A 14361-nucleotide genomic window follows, 5' to 3' on the forward strand; every position below is an offset into this window, starting at 1 on the left:
GGCAGCATAACAGCCACGCTTCTTCTGGTAAAACTTTGTCTCAGGGAGGATGACAAATCGCAGGGAAAAAGAAACAATAGATTATCCGTATTGATGTCACGAAAGCGGATAGCACTACCAGTATCATAGCGTTAGCCATCTATACTCTATGATTAAGGAACGAGATGCGGAGCAGGAGGTAAACCATGCCCGGGCGCTTTGAATTAAAACCAACCCTGGCGAAAATCTGGCACGCGCCGGATAATTTTCGCATCATGGAGCCGCTGCCGCCTATGCATCGTCGTGGCATTATCATTGCCGCTATCGTGCTGGTGATCGGTTTCCTGCTGCCCGCCAGCGAGACCAGCGACTCGCCTGTCGTCACGCGGGAAGCGCAATTGGATCTGCAATCGCAATCACAGCCGCCGACGGAGGCCCAGCTTCAGGCGCAGCTGGTCGCGCCGCAAAACGATCCGGATCAGGTGGCGCCCGTTGCGCCGGAACCTATCCAGGAAGGCCAGCCGGAAGAACAAAACCAGCCGCAAACGCAGCCTTTCCAGCAGGATAGCGGCATCGGTCAACAGTGGCGCTCGTACCGGGTAGAGTCTGGTAAAACTCTGGCGCAACTGTTCCGTGACCACGGACTGCCCCCGACAGACGTTTATGCAATGGCGCAGGTAGAAGGCGCTGGCAAGCCGCTGAGTAATCTCAAAAATGGTCAAATGATTAAAATTCGCCAGAATGCCAGCGGGGTGGTGACAGGTTTAACGATAGATGGCGATAACGGTCAACAGGTGCTGTTTACGCGTCAGCCTGACGGCAGTTTTATTCGCGCACAGTAACGCCGGCTGCGCCTTACCCCGTCTATACCCTATTCGTTCAGGTGAAGCATTACCGCTTCACCTTATTCACCCACCAAATCCCCGAACACACCAGCACCAGCGCAATCATGTATTTCCACTCCAATATATTCTCGCCGAGAAAAATAGCCGAAAGAGCCGCGCCGGAAACCGGGATCAGAAAGTTAAACGGCGCAATCATCCCCACGCGATTATATTTGAGTAAAATGCTCCATAGCGCAAAAGCGACCGACGAGAGTAACGTCAGGTAGACTAAAATCGCCACCGACGAGAAGCCATGTATCGTCAGCGTACCGCCAAAAACGTAACCGCCAATGACCAGTACCAGACCGCCAATCCCCAATTGATAGCCAGTCATGACCATCGGATCGACCGTCTGCGAGAGACGTTTGCCATACAATGTGGCCGCAGAAAGAATAAACGCCGCCAGCACCACGGAGCCTTCTCCCGGCAGATTAAAGCTGAAATCCAGGCCGTTGCTGACGTTCACCGCCATGACGCCCGCAAAGCCCAGAATACAGCCGAGCGTTTTGTTGTAGTTCAATCGGTCGTTCTGATAAATAAAGTGCGCCAGCAATACGCTGAAGAATGTGCCTGTCGCGTTCATGATTGAGCCTTTCACGCCGGAGGTGAACGCAAGGCCGATATAGAAAAAGAGATATTGCAGCGACGTCTGAGTCAGCCCCAGTAACGTTAACTGAGCAAACTGGCGCGGACGAAACCGACCAATCGGTTTACGCTGAAGCAGCGCGAACAGTAGCAGCAACCCACCCGCAAACAAAAAACGATAACCAGCAAAAACAATTTTAGAAGGGATATCGTCGGTGGCTATCTGAAAGAGGTCATAACCGCTTTTGATGGCTGGATAAGCGCTGCCCCATAGCAGGCAACAAAATGCGGCACACACATAAACGACGTTTTTGCGGGCAAACGGGGAGGCCTGGCGTTGGGTATCCATTCTTTCACCAAGAAATTAAAATAATGTTTTATTTTTGATTATCGCGAAAAGAGGGGGAGATAGCCAGTCGAAAAGCGATGGGGTTAAAAAAGCAAAACGTCGGCGCTGGGCCGACGTTTCGTTGCTAGCAAAAACGAGAATGCCTGATTACTCAGCAACCACGTTGATGATAACTTTTGCGAATACTTCGCTGTGAACCTGGAAGTTCACTTCGTGTTCGCCAGTGGTACGCAGAACGCCGTTCGGCAGACGAACTTCGCTCTTAGCCACGTCAACGCCAGCTGCAGTCACAGCGTCAGCGATGTCGCGAGTACCGATGGAACCGAACAGTTTACCTTCGTCGCCTGCTTTAGACGCGATAGTAACGGTTTCCAGGGCGTTGATTTTCTCTGCGCGTGCATTTGCAGCAGCCAGAACGTCAGCCAGTTTAGCTTCCAGTTCAGCGCGACGTGCTTCGAAGTATTCAACGTTTTTCTTGGTAGCCGGAACAGCTTTACCCTTTGGTACCAGGAAGTTACGAGCATAGCCCGCTTTAACGTTAACCTGATCACCCAGGCTACCCAGGTTTGCTACTTTATCAAGCAGAATAACTTGCATTACCTTATCCTCTCAAAGTCGTATTAATGGACCGTGACCGATTACTGATGGCGATCAGTGTACGGCAGCAGAGACAGGTAGCGAGCGCGTTTGATAGCGCGAGCCAGCTGACGCTGGTATTTTGCACGGGTACCGGTGATACGGCTTGGGACAATCTTACCGCTTTCGGTGATGTAGTTTTTCAGCGTAGCGATATCTTTATAGTCGATCTCTTGAACGCCTTCCGCGGTGAAACGGCAGAACTTGCGACGACGGAAATAACGTGCCATATGGCTAGTCTCCAGAATCTATCAATTCAATCTGCTCGGCATGCAGAACCATTTTGCTCAGACCGTTCTTTGCCTTGTGGCAAGAAATAAACCCCTGAACGGTTATGCGGCTGCCGACCGTTATACTGTGAGTAATGGCCTGGTTTTCGTGTCCGCTAACAATAACGGGCATTTGGCACCACGCCTGCCGGTGAAAGCCGGCTTCCTCTTGCACAGAACGATGCTCAAGCACGAACTGGCAATGCGGAATTCCTGATGGACTGACCTTTCGAAGGGGGGCCCTGCACACGGTGCCGGACAACGCCAGACGGTTGGTCATCAGAAATTACTCTTCAGAATCCCCAGCTTCAGCATCATCTGCGGTTTCGTTAGCGAAATCATCGCGACGCTCACGGCGCTCGTCTTTCGCTTTAACCATCGGAGAGGCTTCGGTAACAGCGTGCTTAGTACGCATAACCATGCTGCGGATAACGGCATCGTTGAAGCGGAAGGTAGTTTCCAGCTCATCGATCACTTCCTGCGGCGCTTCAACGTTCATCAGAACGTAGTGCGCTTTGTGCAGTTTGTTGATCGGGTAAGCCAGCTGACGGCGGCCCCAGTCTTCCAGACGGTGGATCTTGCCTTCTGCGCCAGTGATGGCGGCAGAGTAACGCTCGATCATGCCCGGAACCTGTTCGCTCTGGTCAGGATGGACCATAAAAACGATTTCGTAATGACGCATCGAATTGCTCCTTACGGATTATTCAGCCTCCTGTCTGGGTCAGCCGCGGCCCATGGAGGCAAGGAACGTGTTAAAGGTCGGCTGAAAAATGACGCGTTATAATACTGGCGCCTGCGGGCAAACTCAAGGTGATTGTACAATTATTTATCGTGCCGAACGTAACGCCTGTCCCGTCACATTTTGCTGCTGAGATATTAACTTCATATCGCATGCCACTATAAACGGCCTGTTGCGGCAGAGAAATTGACACTGTGGTCAGCGCACTTTTTTGCCACACAGGATTTCTTAAACATGGCGGCATACATCAATGGGTTGTTAATCAGGTAAAAAACGACAATGCAATAATTTTTTGAACAACAGCATCAGAAAAGGTCGCCATCTCTGCGGCGGGTTATGGTTAAAATTAAACCAGAAGCGATTCACTAAAGGGGGATATCGCCAACCAGACCGCGCTGCTGAGGAGGTACTCTATGCGAGCCCGGATAATGTTATTTCTGGCTGCACTTTTGCCTGGCATAACGGCAACGGCAGCCGTCGAGTTAAATAATCATCAGGCCAGAAATATGGATGATGTGCGCAGCTTAGGCGTAATCTACATCAACCATAACTTCGCCACGGAAAGTGAAGCCAATCTGGCGCTGAATGAAGAGGCCGACGTGCGAAACGCAATGTATTATCACGTCATATTTATCCGGGAACCGGGTAGCAATGGCAATATACACGCCAGCGCGAATATTTATCGCTAGCATCAGGAAAACCAACGAAAAAGCCATAGTTGATTTGCCCCCTGAACAGGGGGCTTTTTTCGCGGAAAGATGGCTCCGGAATTAGACCTGTGACATCCCGATAATATTCACATTCCGGAGCTCATACTTCACTTCTGCCCGTAATACGCATTCGGGCCATGCTTACGCATGAAGTGCTTGTTCATCAGATAATCGTCGATGGGGTTGAGGCCAGGGTTAATACCGCGCGCAATCCACGCCATTCTCGCCACTTCTTCCATGACGACCGCGTTATGTACCGCATCGTGCGCATCTTTCCCCCAGGCGAATGGCCCGTGTTGATACACGACAATGCCTGGCGTATGCAGCGGTTCCACCTCGCCCAGCGTTTCGATGATCACCTTACCGGTGTTCAGCTCGTACTCGCCCTGCACTTCTTCTTCGCTTAACGCCCTGGTACAAGGAATATCGCCAAAGAAATAGTCCGCGTGCGTGGTACCGAGCGCCGGAATAGCCATCCCCGCCTGCGCCCATGCCGTGGCGTGGGTGGAGTGGGTATGAACGACGCCGCCAAGCGACGGATAGCGTTGATACAGCGCCAGATGGGTAGCGGTATCGGAAGAAGGACGATAACCTCCCTCCACCACTTTGCCATCCATATCCACCACCACCATGTCATCTACCTTCATGGTTTCATAGGCGACACCGCTTGGCTTAATCACCACCAGCCCGCGTTCGCGATCGATAGCGCTGACGTTGCCCCAGGTAAACGTCACCAGTCCATAACGGGGCAAATCCATGTTAGCGTCAAATACCTGCTGCTTGAGCTTTTGCATTAGGCTGCCTCCACCAGACCGGCGCTGGCCATGCGCGCTTTCACCCAGTCACGCGCTTTCGCTACCTCTGCCGCCGGGTTCTCTGCTGTTTCGCTCCACATCTCAATCAGATAGGGCCCGCAATAGCCACTCTGTTTGAGCGTTTCGAAGCAGCGTTCGAAATCGACAACGCCTTCGCCAAACGGCACATTTTTGAACACGCCGGGTTTAGTATCTTTGACGTGTACCGCGACGATATGCCCGATTCCCGCCTGTAGCTCCATCTGTACGTCGTTATCCCAGGCAGACAGATTGCCGATATCCGGATAGAGCTGGAACCACGGGTTATTGAGGTAGTGAGCATAGCCCAGCGCTTTACTGATGGAATTCATCAGCGGGTAGTCCATGATCTCCATCGCCAGCGTCACCTGGGCGCGGCTGGCCATATCAACGCTCTCTTTTAACCCATCGCGGAAGCGGCAACGCGTTTCGTCGTTGGCCTGCTGATAGTAAACGTCGTACCCCGCCAGTTGAATGACGCGAATCCCGACGTCCTGCGCAAACTGAATCGCTTTACGCATAATCTCCAGCCCCTGCGCCCGTACCGCGTCATCTTCGCTACCGAGCGGAAAACGACGATGCGCGCTCAGACACATGGACGGCACACGCACGCCGGTTTCAGCAACCGCGCTCACCAGCGCCAGGCGCTGCTCGCGACTCCAGTCGAGCCGCGCCAGTCGGGCGTCGGTCTCGTCCACCGACATTTCAACGAAGTCAAAACCCAGCGTTTTCGCCAGCCGCAGGCGCTCCAGCCAGCACTCCCCGGCAGGGAGCGCTTTTTCATAGATGCCGAGCGGAATTTGTTTCGACAGCATAGCCGCTCCTTAGCCCCACAGTTGGGCAATGGAGCGTTTGAACTGCCGTGCGGCTTCTACCGGCGATTCGGCATCGCGAATGCTGCGCCCCGCGATAAAGACATGGATCGGAATGCCTTTGAACAGAGGCAGGTCTTCCAGCGCCAGTCCGCCGGTCACGGTCACTTTAAAGCCCATATCGGACAGCCGTTTAATCGCGGTAATATCCGCTTCACCCCACGCCACGCCTGCGGCCTGCGCGTCACGGCTGCGGTGATAAACCACCTGCTGAATACCCGCATCACGCCACTGCTGCGCCTGTTCCCAGGTCCAGTAACCGGTCAGTTCGATCTGCACGTCGCCGTTGAACTCTTTTGCCACATCCAGCGCGCCTTTTGCGGTGTTGATATCCGCACAGCAAATCACCGTCACCCAGTCCGCGTTGGCTTCGAAACACATACGGGAGAGGATTTTACCGGCATCGGCAATTTTGGCGTCCGCCAGCACGATTTTGTGCGGGTAAAGCGCTTTCAGATCGCGAACCGCACGCACGCCTTCGCCCACGCACAGAATGGTGCCCACTTCGATAATGTCGACTTCTTCGGCAATCAGGCGAGTGGTTTCATAGGCGCTATCCATAGTCTGGTTGTCCAGCGCGACCTGCAACATTGGTAATGACATTTTCAATTCCTTCTTAAGCTGCCGCGTTGGTGCGGTCAATGAGATCCAGGACTTCCTGCGCGGTGCGGCAGGCGCGTAAACGGTCAAAATTAGCTTCGTCTTCAAACAGGTTGACGATCTGCATGATGCCCACTTCCTGGTGAGTGTTGGCATCAACCGCCGCCATGGTGATCAGAATATCGACCGGGTCGTTATCTTCGTGGTTGAACTCCAGCGGCTTTTTCAGCGTCACCAGCGAAAAACCGGTTTTCTTCACCCCTTCTTCCGGGCGGCCATGCGGCATCGCCAGGCCGGGGGCAATCACAAAATAGGGGCCAAACTGCTCAACGCCATCGAGAATGGCCTGGTAATAGCGCGGCTCCACCACGTCGGCAGCCACCAGTAAATCGACGCCGATCTTGACGGCTTCCTGCCAGGTATTCGCTTCAGCCTGCAGGCGGATAGAATTATTCTCCGCCAGTGAATCACGTAATTTCATGTTGCATCCTTACTTCACGTCTTGCGGGAAATGTTCTTTGATCACTTCCAGCAGTTTCGGGCCGAAGTCAGCAGGAGAGAGCATGTTACGCACGCCAACCACATATTTGTTGCCGGTCACGGTGATTTCGCCCGCAATATGGGTAGAAGCGATGATGATATCCGCGCCGCTCAACTCGCTTTTGTACTCGCCAACCGCGCAGCTGTTTACCGTGTGGTCAATGTTTGATTGGGTTAAAAACTGGTCCACTTTCATTTTCATGATCATGGAACTGCCCTGTCCGTTGCCACACACAGCCAGAATACGTACGGTCATAATCAAAACTCCTTATTAAGCAGACTGTTCTGCCAGTTGTTTTTCTGCATCTTCTTCTGCGCGCAGTGCGCGGCCAGCGAAGAACATATAAGCCAGTGCAATTACAATGATGACGGCCATAAAGGCGATACCGAGGGAGAAGAAGCCCTGCATCATCGGCGGTGCCAGAATCGACCAGTCCGCCATACCCATCCAGGCGCTCATCCCCGTGAGTTTCACCGCCCAGACGCAACCAAAGATTTCGATCATCCCCATCACCAGACAAATCTTCAGCGCCGCACGCCAGCCGCCGAAGTGGTTAGCGAACACGCCGATAGTGGCGTTAGAGAAGAACATCGGGATAAAGCCAGGAATAATCAGGATCGAGGAGCCGCAGGCAACCAGGATGCCAACCGCAATCAGCTGACCGATGGTGCCCCACATAAAGCCCCAGACCACCGCGTTCGGCGCGAAGCTATAAATAGCGGCGCAGTCAATCGCCAGTACTGCGCCCGGAATCAGACGCTGGGAGATACCGTTAAACGCTTCAGAGAGCTCGGCGACAAACATACGCACGCCCTGAGTAATAATGAAAATCGCCACCGCAAAGGAGAAACCGGTTTGCAGGATGTAGACCGTCCAGTGCACTTTGCCCGCCATCGCCTGCACGGTGTCGATACCGAAGGAGAGCAGAATGGCACCAAAGAAGATGGTCATTACAATCGCCGTGGAGACGATGTTGTCATGGAAAATGTTCAGCCAGCCCGGCAGTTTGAGGTCTTCAACGCTTTCCTCTTTTTTGCCCAGGAACGGCGCGACTTTATAGGCAATCCAGGAAGCAAACTGCTGCTGGTGACCGATGGAGAAACCGCAGCCGTCCGTCACTTCCTGAGTCGGCTTGTACATCATGTTGGAGGTAATACCCCAGTACAGGGAAACCAGTATCGCCGTGCAGATAATGGTGGTCCACATGGAATAGCCGAAGATATAGAAAGAGACCGCAATCAGCCCCGCCTGCTGGAACATGATGTGCCCGGTCAACATGATGGTGCGAATACCGGTAATGCGTCGCAACAAGACGTAACAAATATTCAGCGCCAGCGCGAGCAACACCGCGTAGCCTACCCAACTATACGCATCACCCATCCGTTCGATCGTTGCCATCATCGAAGCATAGGTATCGGAAATCGCGCCGTTGATGCCGTAGACCTCAGACATTTTCGCCACCACCGGTTTAAAGGTGCTGGTCAGAATGCCGGACCCGGCCTGTAGCAGCATGAAACCAATGATGGTTTTGATCGTCCCTTTGATGATCACGCTGACGCTTTTACGCAGCAGGATATAGCCCAGGCAGGTCACAATACCCAGTAATAGCGGGGCATTGGTCATTACCTGATTAAAAAAAATGGTAAAGATGTTGTAGAGGATCTCCATAACGATCTCCGGTAGACAAGGTTGCTGAGTCACAGGCGCTCAGAATAATGTCCCTCCACTGTAATTTTCAAAAGTAATCACAACAAGATTGAATTTGATTAAATGTGACGTAGCGCGCAAATAATTAGCACACTTAATACATGGTTTACTTATAAATAACTCATTTCTTCATTAAAATAAGTAAAATCATAAAGATGAATACATCCCCATGACGCCAGAAAAGATTAAGTTTTCTTCTGGCTGCGTTCTCCTCTACCCAAAAGTCAAAAAATAGCCCATTGCCTTCTTGAGAAAATAGTGTCAGGATTAATCAAAACAAATCACGTTTTGAACTATTTTGAACAAACATGAAGGTAAATGCGATGAGTAAAGTACAAAGCATCACGCGTGAATCATGGATTCTGAGCACGTTTCCGGAGTGGGGAAGCTGGCTGAACGAAGAGATTGAGCAAGAGCAGGTCGCGCCGGGTACGTTCGCTATGTGGTGGCTGGGCTGTACCGGTATCTGGCTAAAATCTGAAGGCGGCACTAACGTATGCGTCGATTTCTGGTGCGGTACCGGTAAACAGAGCCACGGTAACCCGTTGATGAAAACCGGCCATCAGATGCAGCGTATGGCTGGCGTCAAAAAATTACAGCCTAACCTGCGCACCACGCCGTTTGTTCTCGATCCTTTCGCTATCCGTCAAATTGACGCCGTACTGGCGACCCATGACCATAACGATCACATTGACGTCAATGTCGCGGCTGCCGTAATGCAGAATTGCGCCGATGATGTTCCGTTTATCGGCCCGCAGACCTGCGTGGATTTATGGGTTGGCTGGGGCGTGCCGAAAGAACGCTGCATCGTGGTAAAACCGGGCGATGTCGTGAAAGTGAAAGATATTGAAATTCATGCGCTTGATGCCTTTGACCGCACCGCATTAATCACCCTGCCCGCCGATCAGAAAGCCGCTGGCGTACTGCCGGACGGCATGGATGTACGCGCGGTTAACTATCTGTTTAAAACGCCGGGCGGCAATCTCTATCACAGCGGCGATTCTCACTATTCCAACTACTACGCGAAACACGGCAACGAACATCAAATTGATGTCGCGCTCGGTTCTTACGGTGAAAACCCGCGCGGTATTACGGACAAAATGACCAGCGCGGATATTTTACGCATGGCGGAATCGCTGAATACCAAAGTGGTGATCCCGTTCCATCACGATATCTGGTCGAACTTCCAGGCCGATCCGCAAGAGATCCGCGTGTTATGGGAAATGAAGAAAGATCGCCTGAAGTATGGTTTTAAACCGTTTATCTGGCAGGTTGGCGGCAAGTTTACCTGGCCGCTGGATAAAGACAATTTCGAATACCACTATCCGCGTGGGTTTGACGATTGCTTTACCATTGAACCCGATCTACCGTTCAAATCCTTCCTGTGAGCCGATATCATGCCGGGATTACCCGGCATTTTTTCCATTTACTTTAGTATTTCCAGGCTATTTCAAATATCATCTTTTCAAATCAATTTGTATCGGAATAGCTCATGACTGAAGCACAAAGACATCAAATACTGCTGGATATGCTGGCACAGTTGGGCTTTGTTACCGTCGAAAACGTGATTGAGCGTCTGGGGATCTCCCCGGCGACAGCGCGCCGCGACATCAACAAGCTCGACGAAAGCGGGAAACTTAAAAAAGTGCGCAACGGCGCAGAGGCCATTACCCAACAGCGGCCCCGCTGGACGCCGATGAATCTGCACCAGGCGCAAAACCACGATGAAAAAGTACGCATCGCGAAAGCGGCGTCGCAGCTGGTAAACCCGGGTGAAAGCGTAGTGATTAACTGCGGCTCCACCGCTTTCCTGCTGGGGCGCGAAATGTGCGGGAAGCCGGTACAGATCATTACCAACTATCTGCCGCTGGCGAATTATCTGATCGATCAAGAGCATGACAGCGTGATTATCATGGGTGGTCAGTATAATAAAAGCCAGTCGATTACCCTGAGCCCGCAGGGAAGTGAAAACAGTCTCTATGCTGGCCACTGGATGTTTACCAGCGGAAAGGGCTTAACCGCGGATGGCCTGTACAAGACCGATATGCTAACCGCCATGGCGGAACAAAAAATGCTCAGCGTCGTCGGGAAACTGGTCGCGCTGGTCGATAGCAGTAAAATTGGCGAGCGCGCGGGAATGCTGTTCAGCCGCGCCGATCAGATCGCTATGCTGATTACCGGCAAAAATGCCAATCCGCAGGTTTTGCAACAGCTTGAAGCCCAGGGTGTAAGCATACTCCGCGTTTAAAGATGCTGTCGGAAAAACGCTACCGTCGCCGACAACGCTTCTGGCGTAATGCGATGCCGCACGCCTGCGGCCCATAAACAGGTCACATGCTTATCCAGCTTCGCCGCGGCGAGTGCCTGCTGGAGCCGGAAGGTTTCGATAGCAGGCACCACGTCATCCTCCTGACCATGCCACAACAGAAGCGGCCTGTCGGCCAGTCGCTCTAACTGGTGTGTGACTTCCCATTCACGTAGCGGCGCGATGATATTGTCGAATTCCGCCTGCTGTACTGGGTTCTGCGGGGATAACGGCGGGAAAAGCGTCCGGGCGAGCCCGGTAAAATAGCCCGACCCCATTAAACTGGCCCCGCATTTTACCTCACGGTGACGCGTCATAATGCCCAGCGCCGTCATACCGCCCATGGATGCGCCGCCCACCGCCAACCGCCCGTCAAGTAGCCAGTTTTCCGCCTGAATCGCCGCACGTAACGTCGTAAATTCCTGCATGTTTTGGTGCAGAATCTGCCAGAATCGGTGTATTCGTCCCTGTGAGTCGCCGCCGAAGCGAGCGCCATGCTCCGGCGCATCCGGCATGACTACCCGGAATCCTGCCTGTGCCAGGGCAACGGCAAAATAACTATAAACCAGGCTGGAGGAGGTGAAGCCATGATAGAACACCACACAGGGAAGCGGCACGGCGCGTCTCCCTTCCGGGAAGGCATGTAGTACGACGCCTCCGGCTAATTGTCGTGTTTCAATCGCTATCATTATTCTCTCCTTTTTATCCGGTATGCCACGGAGAAATACTTAACGCAAGTTTATGGATAGCGCAATAATTCATAATGTTTGAGAACTGGGTTACGCTTTCGCAACGTTTTCATTCGAAAATCGCGTGACAGGTAACACTTCGGGAACATTCCCCCTAAAGGGAAATCAATAAGGCATTACACTATGATTATCAGGAAACGAGATAGAGTTATGCGTCGGTTTGCTTCATTGATAGCAGTGCTGTTATTAAGCGCGTGTAGCGTGCTGCAGGGTACGCCGCAACCTGCGCCGCCTGTCGCCGATCACCCGCAGGAAATCCGTCGCGATCAAACGCAAGGACTACAGCGGATGGGGACCGTAAGCGCGCTGGTTCGGGGCTCCCCGGATGATGCAATAGATGAAATCAGAGCGAAAGCCGTCGCTGCGAAAGCCGATTATTACGTTATCTTAATGGTTGATGAAACGGTTATAACCGGCCAGTGGTATTCACAAGCCATTTTGTATCGTCAATAACAGTAGATTGATTTTTAGTCAGTTTTACATTGCTTTGCGCCCCTATGCGTTTACCTGTGCACAATAAACAAACAGGTTTACCGTGATGGAGCGTCCTGTTAAATGCGGGGTATGTAATAAGGAGCTGACGATGAAACAAGAACTTGCCTTATCCTCACTGCTGCTTTCTGCCGGACTGGTGAGTACGACGGCACAGTCTGCCGAATTCGCCAGTGCTGACTGCGTAACGGGTCTGAATGAAATCGGCCTGATCTCGGTCAGTAATGTTGCAGGAAACCCACAGGATGTGGAGCGGATTATCGCCCTGAAAGCCGATGAACAGGGTGCGTCCTGGTACAGAATTATTCAAATGTATGAAGAACAACAGTCGGATAACTGGCGCGTACAGGCGATACTCTATGCCTGATGCCGCGTGGCTCGCGCCGGATGGCATGTACTACAGGTCAAACGTTACCGCAGTCCCCCGGTCGCCCTTAACAGTAAATCATTTTGCACCTGGGCAGGCAGCGGCATTTCGCCGCGTGTATCCAGCATCATCTGACACCACGCTTGCGCCAGCGGCGGCGAGGCATGACGCAGCATTTCCGCTCCGCACCCCAGCAGGAAAAGCTGCTGCGTAATCTCTCTGCCCATTGCTTCGTCCGGTTTGCGTAAACGTTGCTGTAGCTGGCGTACCGCGCGGTCGTAATGGCGATCCTGACCTTTGACTTCCGCAAAAGCTTCACTCAATACGTCATAGACGCCGTGTTGTTTTGTCAGCACCCGAAGTACATCCAGACACATGATATTGCCGGAACCTTCCCAGATACTGTTCACCGGCATTTCACGGTACAGGCGCGGGAGTTCGCTCTCTTCGCAATACCCCATCCCGCCGAGAACCTCCATCGCCTCAGCCACAAAAGGGATTCCCTGCTTACAGATGGCGAATTTCGCCGCTGGCGTGAATAATCGCGCCCATAATGCCTCTTTCGCCTCGCGACGTTGCTCCCAGGCGCGCGCCAGCCGAAACAAAAGCGCCGTCTGCCCCTCCAGGCATAGCGCCATACGACTTAAGGTTTGTCGCATCAACGGTTGTTCGATCAGCGGCTTACCAAAAGCCTGACGCTGATGAGCATGGTAAATGGCGACTGAAAATGCGCGCCGCATTAAGCCATGACTCCCGAGCGCGCAATCAAGACGCGTCATACCGCCTATCTTTAAGATATGCCGAATCCCTTCGCCCTCTTCTCCCAGCCGCCAGCCGACGGCATCCTGAAACTCGACTTCGGCGCTGGCATTAGATCGATTACCGAGTTTATCTTTCAGGCGCTCAAGACGAACAGAGTTCCGTTGCCCGTCTGGCAGGAAACGCGGCACAAAGAAACAGGATAGTCCTCCTTTTGCCTGCGCCAGCACGAGGTGCGCATCACTTTGCGGCACAGAGAAAAACCATTTATGTCCCACCAGCCGATATGAATCATCCGCCAGCCGCTCCGCGTGGGTCGTATTACTGAGTACGTCCGATCCGCCCTGCTTTTCCGTCATTCCCATGCCGATGAGCAGGCCCCGTTTTTGCCCGCCCGGCAGCAAATGTGAATCGTAGCGATCGCTGCGCAGCGGCGCCAGCCAGTCATGGAAAGTGGCGGGAAGCATCTGCAATAGCAACGGTGTCGCGGCAAAGGTCATCGTGACAGGACAGAGTGTTCCCGCTTCTACCTGAGCATGTAATACAAAACGCGCCGCCCGGGCGACAAAACTTCCCGCCCTTGCCTCTTCCTCCCAGGCCAGGTTATGTACCCGATTAGCGCAAAGCCCCTGCATCAACAGGTGCCAGGCGGGATGAAAGCGAACGTCATCCAGACGCTGTCCCTGGGGATCGTAACGCAGCAACTCAGGAGGATGCGCGTTCGCCAGACGACCCAGCTCCAGTGATTCCGCCGTTCCCAGTTGTTGGCCAATGCTGGCGAGAAGATCGCTATCCCATCCCGCGCCTTCCCGGGAAACCGCTTCACACAGCGCGCCATCAGACAGGAATAAGTTACTGTTATTGAGCGGAGCAGGTTGATTAAAGACGGTATGTGTTTGCCAGGACATGGTGTCTCCCTCCTTCAATGGCGCTGCAGTCAAGTATGGTCATGACTGCGCCATTGACGCCAGAGCAAGATCACAAA

20 protein-coding genes are annotated in these 14361 nt (G+C 52.9%); 6 read left to right on the forward strand and 14 right to left on the reverse strand.

Features of this window, described 5'->3' with window-relative positions; genetic code table 11:
• The first annotated feature begins 185 nt into the window (after nt 1-185).
• A complete protein-coding gene (locus ACH0VJ_RS07385) occupies nt 186-821 on the forward strand; it encodes an OapA family protein (RefSeq protein ID WP_001119448.1) in 636 nt (211 codons plus the stop codon).
• A 49-nt stretch (nt 822-870) separates the two neighbouring features.
• On the opposite strand, the gene ACH0VJ_RS07390 is transcribed toward ACH0VJ_RS07385, so the two are convergent.
• From ACH0VJ_RS07390 to ACH0VJ_RS07415, 6 genes are all read right to left on the reverse strand, one after another.
• Nucleotides 871-1797: a DMT family transporter gene (locus tag ACH0VJ_RS07390; protein WP_000381064.1), complete on the reverse strand. Its 927-nt coding sequence runs from the start codon at nt 1795-1797 to the stop codon at nt 871-873.
• A gap of 147 nt (nt 1798-1944) precedes the next feature.
• On the reverse strand, nt 1945-2394 hold the full coding sequence (rplI, locus tag ACH0VJ_RS07395; protein ID WP_001196059.1) for a 50S ribosomal protein L9: 450 nt from the start codon (nt 2392-2394) through the stop codon (nt 1945-1947).
• A gap of 41 nt (nt 2395-2435) precedes the next feature.
• Nucleotides 2436-2663 (reverse strand): 30S ribosomal protein S18, encoded by a 228-nt coding sequence (gene rpsR / locus ACH0VJ_RS07400; RefSeq protein ID WP_000135199.1) that lies wholly within the window; start codon nt 2661-2663, stop codon nt 2436-2438.
• A gap of 4 nt (nt 2664-2667) precedes the next feature.
• Nucleotides 2668-2982: a primosomal replication protein N gene (priB, locus tag ACH0VJ_RS07405; RefSeq protein ID WP_001519453.1), complete on the reverse strand. Its 315-nt coding sequence runs from the start codon at nt 2980-2982 to the stop codon at nt 2668-2670.
• 6 nt (nt 2983-2988) lie between these two features.
• Nucleotides 2989-3384: a 30S ribosomal protein S6 gene (gene rpsF, locus ACH0VJ_RS07410; protein ID WP_001216673.1), complete on the reverse strand. Its 396-nt coding sequence runs from the start codon at nt 3382-3384 to the stop codon at nt 2989-2991.
• 70 nt (nt 3385-3454) lie between these two features.
• Nucleotides 3455-3661 carry a hypothetical protein gene (locus ACH0VJ_RS07415; protein WP_001541376.1) on the reverse strand — a complete coding sequence of 69 codons (207 nt, stop codon included), beginning with the start codon at nt 3659-3661 and terminating at the stop codon, nt 3455-3457.
• 193 nt (nt 3662-3854) lie between these two features.
• Between ACH0VJ_RS07415 and yjfY the strand changes: the two genes are divergently transcribed.
• Nucleotides 3855-4130 carry a DUF1471 family protein YjfY gene (gene yjfY, locus ACH0VJ_RS07420; protein WP_023195975.1) on the forward strand — a complete coding sequence of 92 codons (276 nt, stop codon included), beginning with the start codon at nt 3855-3857 and terminating at the stop codon, nt 4128-4130.
• 128 nt (nt 4131-4258) lie between these two features.
• On the opposite strand, the gene ACH0VJ_RS07425 is transcribed toward yjfY, so the two are convergent.
• From ACH0VJ_RS07425 to ulaA, 6 genes are read right to left on the reverse strand one after another with little or no spacing between them, the layout of a single operon-like run.
• Nucleotides 4259-4945, reverse strand: a complete 687-nt coding sequence (locus tag ACH0VJ_RS07425) for an L-ribulose-5-phosphate 4-epimerase (RefSeq protein WP_001170769.1) — start codon at nt 4943-4945, stop codon at nt 4259-4261.
• Nucleotides 4945-5799 carry an L-ribulose-5-phosphate 3-epimerase UlaE gene (gene ulaE, locus ACH0VJ_RS07430; protein ID WP_000949530.1) on the reverse strand — a complete coding sequence of 285 codons (855 nt, stop codon included), beginning with the start codon at nt 5797-5799 and terminating at the stop codon, nt 4945-4947. The genes ACH0VJ_RS07425 and ulaE overlap by 1 nt, the downstream gene beginning before the upstream one ends.
• A 9-nt stretch (nt 5800-5808) precedes the next feature.
• A complete protein-coding gene (gene ulaD / locus ACH0VJ_RS07435; RefSeq protein WP_000056761.1) occupies nt 5809-6459 on the reverse strand; it encodes a 3-keto-L-gulonate-6-phosphate decarboxylase UlaD in 651 nt (216 codons plus the stop codon).
• Nucleotides 6460-6472: 13 nt separating this feature from the next.
• On the reverse strand, nt 6473-6937 hold the full coding sequence (gene ulaC / locus ACH0VJ_RS07440; RefSeq protein WP_000776531.1) for a PTS ascorbate transporter subunit IIA: 465 nt from the start codon (nt 6935-6937) through the stop codon (nt 6473-6475).
• Between the two features lie 9 nt (nt 6938-6946).
• On the reverse strand, nt 6947-7252 hold the full coding sequence (gene ulaB / locus ACH0VJ_RS07445; protein WP_000218362.1) for a PTS ascorbate transporter subunit IIB: 306 nt from the start codon (nt 7250-7252) through the stop codon (nt 6947-6949).
• A 15-nt stretch (nt 7253-7267) separates the two neighbouring features.
• On the reverse strand, nt 7268-8665 hold the full coding sequence (gene ulaA, locus ACH0VJ_RS07450; RefSeq protein WP_000404876.1) for a PTS ascorbate transporter subunit IIC: 1398 nt from the start codon (nt 8663-8665) through the stop codon (nt 7268-7270).
• Between the two features lie 362 nt (nt 8666-9027).
• On the opposite strand from ulaA, the gene ulaG reads away from it, so the two are divergent.
• Together ulaG and ulaR are read left to right on the forward strand one after the other, a co-directional pair.
• Nucleotides 9028-10092: an L-ascorbate 6-phosphate lactonase gene (ulaG, locus tag ACH0VJ_RS07455; RefSeq protein ID WP_000049161.1), complete on the forward strand. Its 1065-nt coding sequence runs from the start codon at nt 9028-9030 to the stop codon at nt 10090-10092.
• Between the two features lie 104 nt (nt 10093-10196).
• Nucleotides 10197-10952, forward strand: a complete 756-nt coding sequence (gene ulaR, locus ACH0VJ_RS07460; RefSeq protein WP_000133618.1) for an HTH-type transcriptional regulator UlaR — start codon at nt 10197-10199, stop codon at nt 10950-10952.
• On the opposite strand, the gene yjfP is transcribed toward ulaR, so the two are convergent.
• A complete protein-coding gene (yjfP, locus tag ACH0VJ_RS07465) occupies nt 10949-11698 on the reverse strand; it encodes an esterase (RefSeq protein WP_000560313.1) in 750 nt (249 codons plus the stop codon). The two genes, ulaR and yjfP, sit on opposite strands and share 4 nt — an antisense overlap.
• Nucleotides 11699-11881: 183 nt before the next feature.
• On the opposite strand from yjfP, the gene bsmA reads away from it, so the two are divergent.
• The gene (gene bsmA / locus ACH0VJ_RS07470) at nt 11882-12211 is read left to right on the forward strand and encodes a biofilm peroxide resistance protein BsmA (protein ID WP_000586840.1); all 330 of its coding nucleotides are present in this window, start codon (nt 11882-11884) and stop codon (nt 12209-12211) included.
• 130 nt (nt 12212-12341) lie between these two features.
• Complete coding sequence (yjfN, locus tag ACH0VJ_RS07475) at nt 12342-12617, forward strand: DUF1471 family protease activator YjfN (RefSeq protein WP_001518964.1); 276 nt, start codon at nt 12342-12344, stop codon at nt 12615-12617.
• 44 nt (nt 12618-12661) lie between these two features.
• Here the strand turns inward: yjfN and ACH0VJ_RS07480 are convergent, their stop codons facing one another.
• A complete protein-coding gene (locus ACH0VJ_RS07480) occupies nt 12662-14284 on the reverse strand; it encodes an isovaleryl-CoA dehydrogenase (protein WP_000118961.1) in 1623 nt (540 codons plus the stop codon).
• Between the last annotated feature and the right edge of the window lie 77 nt (nt 14285-14361).

The sequence above is a fragment of the Salmonella sp. 2020_1459 genome, from assembly GCF_043847915.1.
Lineage (GTDB): Bacteria > Pseudomonadota > Gammaproteobacteria > Enterobacterales > Enterobacteriaceae > Salmonella > Salmonella enterica.